The following is a 6,116-nucleotide window of genomic DNA, read 5'->3' as shown; positions in this document are numbered from 1 at the left end:
AGAGCGTACCACTTTCGGCAGTTGGCTTCCTCTTTTACACCTTCCCATGAGTGTCGCACTTATTATCTGAATTCAGGACTATGGCTAACAAGGATATCTGCACAGCCCGACTGTACCTTAACAAGTTAAATACTGTTCATTCCTAGTGTAATCAAAGTAATTCTAACTTTCGCCGCACCGTAATTAATATCATAAATATTGACAATGCAAATACAGTTTTCGGCTAAAGATAGATCGTTGCGGCTGACTGCGTTGAAATCAAGAAAGTTGCACTAGCTCGATTCAAGGGCGAACTAGTGCAGATCTTAACAAACAATGACTAAGCGACGTACTTACCGCATGGCTCAGAGACAACAACTTCACCTTCATAACCTTCACTACGAACGGCTTTAATTGTCGCATCGATATCAATATAGCCAGGAGGCAAGTGAGTGAGTACTAACTTTTTGGGCTTGGCTTTTGCGGCGATCAGAGCTATATCTTCGTTTGACATATGCGCCTTTCGCATATTCTCGCGATTCTGTGCGCGACTTAACGTATTTGTCGCAAAAGTACCTTCTGCCATATGTGTATCAATAACTAAAATATCGACGCCTTTAGATATCTCAACGATATTCTCTGTATAGGCGCTGTCACCTGTTACCACTGCTGATTGGCCGTTATAGTCAAAGCGATATACGATGTTTGTCATTGTGTGCACACCAAGCGTGGTGCTGATTTTAACCCCATCAAGCTCAAAGGTCTCACCACCTTCAAGTTCCATGATATTGACTTTATCGACAAGGCCATCACCTGACCAACCGTAATTTGTACGGTACTCTATATCTTCCTTATAAAAATCCAACATCACGTTGTGTAGCTTTTTCGTATTCTTAGGACCAACAACGTTAGAATGTCGACGTCCCTCCGGACCAGCCCAACCACCAATTGCATAGGTAAAGTAATCCGAGTTGTGATCTGCGTGATGATGACTAAAGAGCATGTTAGTCACTTTACCCGGTTGGATCCCAGCTAACAGAAGACCATGTGTTGCCGCTGCCCCACAATCGACCAGAAAACACTTGTCATCGAACTGAATAAGAGTAGAGGCCCAAGTTGTGTTTCCGTTGGCCATCGGAGGTCCAGCGTTACCGACTGTAACAGCTCGTAGCCCTTCAAACTCTTCGTTAGCATTCATTTCAAACAAGGCATCTTGCTCTTTCGATCCGCCCGCCAAAGCTGGAGCAGACATACCCATTAAACCTGTTCCTGCAAGTGACAATGCAGCCACGCCTGCGCTTGCAGATTTAATAAAGTCGCGACGACTTGTATTGAGATCTTTATCTTCCATAACATTCCCCTAATTAGATCAATACTGATAACAGTTATTAGTTCCGTGATTATATTAAGCCTTATTTCTTCAGACCCTTTCCAGCCATCTATCACTAACACCTGTATAGTTTTTCTAACTGCATGATAGCGGTTACTAAATTGGGCTTAAATATGGTCTTAATGCCATTCAAGAGTAAAAACATGGCAAGATTCGCCCATTTATAAGGACTTATCGTCCGTTCTTTACGAGACGAACTCCTCTATTAAGTGTTATGTGAACAAGATCTCTCAATCGCTAAGACTCAAAAGATTCTTTTAGTTAGATTTATTAGTAAATAGAGGAATAGCCAAAAGCAGATAAATCCTCCCTCCATGATTTGACAATCTAACTTCGTCAGGCTGGTTACAAAACGATCCACTGTATGGCTCCTCGCGTGGCAAAACAGCAGCTTCTAACAACTTAGACCCACTCTTTGGTTGAACGAGTTAATGATGAACAACATACACACGTACAAGCTATCAGTTACTTCATAAAAAGAACAAGCTGAAAGGATTATATTAACGCCATATCTATTCCGGTCTTATTGTATTACTTACAAGAGTCATTAACCAAAAATATCACTATTCCTTCATTTATAAAGACTGTTCAACACCACCTTAATATCAATTTGTGACTTACCCCAAAATATATAATTCTGCTTAGGTTCACAAAAAAATTATTATTGCTATACCGCTCTCATATTGATTAATCATTTCGTTCGCCTCGTTTATTTCGCACGACGTTACCCTCTCATAAGTCAATCATAAAACAACACCTATCTAGTGTATGACTAAACGTGAAGCAATAGACAACTCTGATTTAGGAGTACTGATACAGAACTAAATCAGAAGTTAATAAAAATAAAGACCAACAACCTTTTATTGATTACTTAGGAGCAATAATATGGAAGCAAAAGTTGAGTTAGACAAACAGGGCATCCCTAAAAAAAATGTTCCAATTCAGAGGGGATATAAGCCCAAAGCTATCGGTATTACCATCTATTTCTTTATCTTGAGTTACCTCTACGTTTCTCTAAATAATCCAGATAGTATGAACTTGATATTACCGACACTGGAGCGGACCTTTGGTTGGGCGCCTGCAGACATTGCAGTCAGACTTGGTACTATCAAACTATCTGCAGTTATTGTGATGTTTGGTATCGGTACCCTGTTCATGAAAGTGGGCATCAAGAAGATTCTAATCCCCTGCACGATTATCCACGGCTTTTTGATCATAGCCATGAGCATGGTTTCGACCATGGATCAATTTGTTTATGTCAATGTTGCAATAGCGTTCGTGTACCCTGTTGGGTTCGTGGCACTAGGTGCTATTGCTGCCAACTGGTTCGTTCGCACACGGGGCCGTATTTTAGGCGTAATCACCATTGCCTATCCATTTAGTACCGCAACCTTTACGGCAATCGGCACCAAAGGCATCGCGGCCTGGGGATATCAGGGCTTTTATACGTCTGTTGGACTGTTCATTATCCTTACCGGTATTGCGGGTTATTGGCTAATGTACGATAAGCCAGAAGATGTTGGCTTGTATCCCGATGGCGTTCCATTGAGCGATGAAGAGAAAGCTGAGATCAAGGCACGTTCATCACACCAATCAGCATGGTCTCTTAAACGAATTATTAAAACTAAGGAGCTTTGGGCATATGCTATTGCGTGGTCTCTGGTTGGCTTAGTGATGGGGTCTGTAATGTCACAGATGATCCCCGTCTTTACCTCTACAGGTATTTCTATTAATAGAGCGCTTGCGATGTTGGCAACAGGTGCCCTTGCGGGTATCCCACTGAGCTATGTCTGGGGTTATCTCGATGACAAAATCGGCACACCCAAAACCACGCTTATTTTTACGTCTGTCTTGGTAACTGGCGCTCTAGGCATGGCCTACGGCTCTGCTGATAATATTGGCATGTTCTATTTAGCAATTGTCTGTCTTGCCTTCGGTTCTGCTGGTATGCCTAACCTGCAACCATCTTCTTTAGCGTACATGGTTGGCCGCAAAGAGTTGCTGAATGTACAACGCTACTTCCATATGGTCAACGGTGTGTTCTTGAGCATATCAATGGCATATGTGCCTGTTATGTACAGCATTTGGGGTTCATATCGCCCAGTCTTCCTATCACTGATTGGGTTTATCGCAATCACACTTATTGCATTGCGTATAGCAGGCAAAACGTTTGACCCTGAAAACCCACACTATGAGGGTAATGACAAGGCTGGTAATCCAGACTTGGCATATGCCAACAATGAGCCTAATTAATCAATAAACTAATGGCAAACGATGCTCATACCATTACGTATCCTACGTTTTTATAAGCATCGTTTGATCTTTGGCCGCGGCTTATGCGGCCTTTCGCAATATTGGATATTAAGGGAATGAGGATCGTTCGATATATTCTTCGCCAAACGAGATTAAGCCAACCTAATATCCAGCGAATAAACACAATACAACTCGTCAACCTTTAGCCTTGTATTGCTACGAAATTTACTCTCCCACAAGGGAAAAAGAAACGGAATCTCAAAATGAATTTGCATGAATATCAAGCCAAACAGCTGTTTGCTGAATTCGGTTTGCCCGTACCTGAGGGCTATGCGTGTGATACCCCACAAGAAGCCTTTGAGGCAGCGGGAAACATCAGCACCGAGAAAAAAGTCGTTAAATGTCAAGTGCATGCCGGAGGGCGTGGTAAGGCAGGTGGGGTAGAGCTTCATGACACCAAAGAAGGCGTCAAAGCATTTGCCCAAAAGTGGTTAGGTAATAACCTTGTAACTTACCAGACGGACGCTAATGGCCAGCCGGTTACAAAAATTTTAGTCGAAGAAGCGTCAAGCATTGCCAATGAATTATACCTTGGCGCTGTTGTGGATCGTGCTTCTCGTCGAATCGTGTTTATGGCGTCTACCGAAGGTGGTGTAGAAATTGAGAAAGTAGCGGAAGAAACGCCTGAGCTGATCCATAAAGCCACGATTGACCCACTCGTGGGGCCACAGCCTTACCAAGGACGTGAACTGGCATTCAAAATGGGGCTAGAAGGGAATCAAATCAAGCAGTTCGTTAAGATATTTCTCGGTTTAGGTAACATGTTTACCCAACACGATCTTGCGCTATTAGAAATAAACCCACTAGTGATCACAGACAGTGGCGATTTACTTTGTCTTGATGGCAAAATCAACATCGACTCAAATGCACTCTACCGTCAGCCTAAATTGCGTGAAATGCACGATATATCACAAGAGGATGAGCGAGAAGCACATGCGGCAAAATGGGAGCTCAACTACGTCGCACTAGATGGCAATATCGGCTGTATGGTAAATGGTGCCGGACTCGCTATGGGCACAATGGATATCGTCAATTTACACGGTGGTAAGCCTGCCAACTTCTTGGACGTTGGTGGTGGTGCAACCAAAGAACGAGTAACAGAAGCCTTTAAGATCATCCTCTCTGATAGTAACGTGAAAGCAGTACTGGTGAATATCTTCGGTGGTATTGTCCGATGTGACTTGATCGCTGAAGGTATTATTGGTGCAGTCGAAGAAGTCGGGGTCGAAGTACCCGTTGTGGTTCGCCTTGAAGGTAACAATGCCCTGTTGGGTGCACAAATACTGGCTGAAAGTAACCTGAATATTGTTGCAGCCACATCATTAACAGAAGCAGCAGCACAAGTCGTTGCGATGGCGGAGGGGCAATAATGTCAATACTGATTAATAAAGAGACTAAAGTTATCTGCCAAGGCTTCACAGGAGGTCAAGGTACCTTTCACTCTGAACAAGCCATTGCGTACGGCACGCAGTTGGTAGGCGGAGTGTCTCCTGGTAAAGGTGGGCAAACACATTTAGGGCAGCCCGTTTTTAATACCGTACGTGAGGCTGTTGAAGGTACAGGGGCAACCGCATCCGTTATCTATGTCCCGGCGCCGTTTTGCAAAGATGCCATTTTGGAAGCGATTGATGCTGGCATTAAGCTAATTGTCACTATTACGGAAGGCATCCCAACCCTAGATTTGGTGGATATTAAAGAGCGTTTGGATGAGTCGGGTGTAGTGATGATTGGACCTAATTGCCCAGGCGTTATCACCCCTGATGAGTGTAAAATAGGTATTATGCCAGGCCATATCCATAAAAAAGGCAAGGTGGGGATTGTTTCTCGCTCAGGCACCTTAACCTATGAAGTAGTGAAACAAACAACAGACGAGGGCTTTGGTCAATCAACTTGTGTAGGAATTGGTGGCGACCCCATTCCAGGCTCCAATTTTATTGATATTTTAACGCTATTCGAAGCTGATCCTGAAACCCATGCCATTGTAATGATTGGTGAAATAGGAGGTACTGCAGAAGAAGATGCAGCGGCCTTTATAAAAGATCACGTTACTAAACCTGTCGTTTCTTACATTGCCGGAGTGACAGCGCCAGCGGGTAAACGCATGGGACACGCAGGTGCTATTATTTCTGGAGGCAAAGGTACAGCTGAAGATAAATTTGCAGCATTAGAGGACGCAGGTGTTAAAACGGTGAAAAGTTTGGCAGATATAGGCCAAGGATTGCGAGAAATAACAGGTTGGTAATAAGCTTGCTATCGTAACATCACCAGGTAGCCCCATCTTCACATTCTGTAAAAATATAAAGCACTTCAATTACGGTTGGAGTGCTTTAATTTTATTTTCACGGAATACAAAACCTCTAATACCAAACTGGAAAATTAACTGGTCAGGTTGATCCACTCTCTTGAACACATTTTTGATACCCTTTGGGGACTC

General features: G+C 43.3%; 4 protein-coding genes. 3 read left to right on the top strand and 1 reads right to left on the bottom strand.

Annotated features, from left to right (window positions below; translation table 11 throughout):
* Positions 1-319: 319 nt before the first annotated feature.
* Positions 320-1,330 carry an MBL fold metallo-hydrolase gene (locus tag ACVA53_RS24660; RefSeq protein ID WP_446506588.1) on the bottom strand — a complete coding sequence of 337 codons (1,011 nt, stop codon included), beginning with the start codon at positions 1,328-1,330 and terminating at the stop codon, positions 320-322.
* A gap of 924 nt (positions 1,331-2,254) precedes the next feature.
* Here ACVA53_RS24660 and ACVA53_RS24655 point away from each other — a divergent pair.
* From ACVA53_RS24655 to sucD, 3 genes are all read left to right on the top strand, one after another.
* Positions 2,255-3,622 carry an MFS transporter gene (locus ACVA53_RS24655; protein WP_446506587.1) on the top strand — a complete coding sequence of 456 codons (1,368 nt, stop codon included), beginning with the start codon at positions 2,255-2,257 and terminating at the stop codon, positions 3,620-3,622.
* Positions 3,623-3,885: 263 nt separating this feature from the next.
* Positions 3,886-5,052, top strand: coding sequence for an ADP-forming succinate--CoA ligase subunit beta (gene sucC / locus ACVA53_RS24650; protein WP_446506586.1), 1,167 nt, complete (start codon positions 3,886-3,888; stop codon positions 5,050-5,052).
* Entirely contained in the window at positions 5,052-5,924 is an 873-nt protein-coding gene (gene sucD, locus ACVA53_RS24645; protein WP_446506585.1) for a succinate--CoA ligase subunit alpha, read from the top strand. Before sucC ends, sucD begins: the two co-directional genes overlap by 1 nt.
* Positions 5,925-6,116: the final 192 nt, after the last annotated feature.

This window comes from Photobacterium sp. DNB23_23_1, assembly GCF_052873815.1.
The sequence above is the reverse complement of the archived record's forward strand: the minus strand, read 5'-3'. Positions and strand labels throughout refer to the sequence as shown.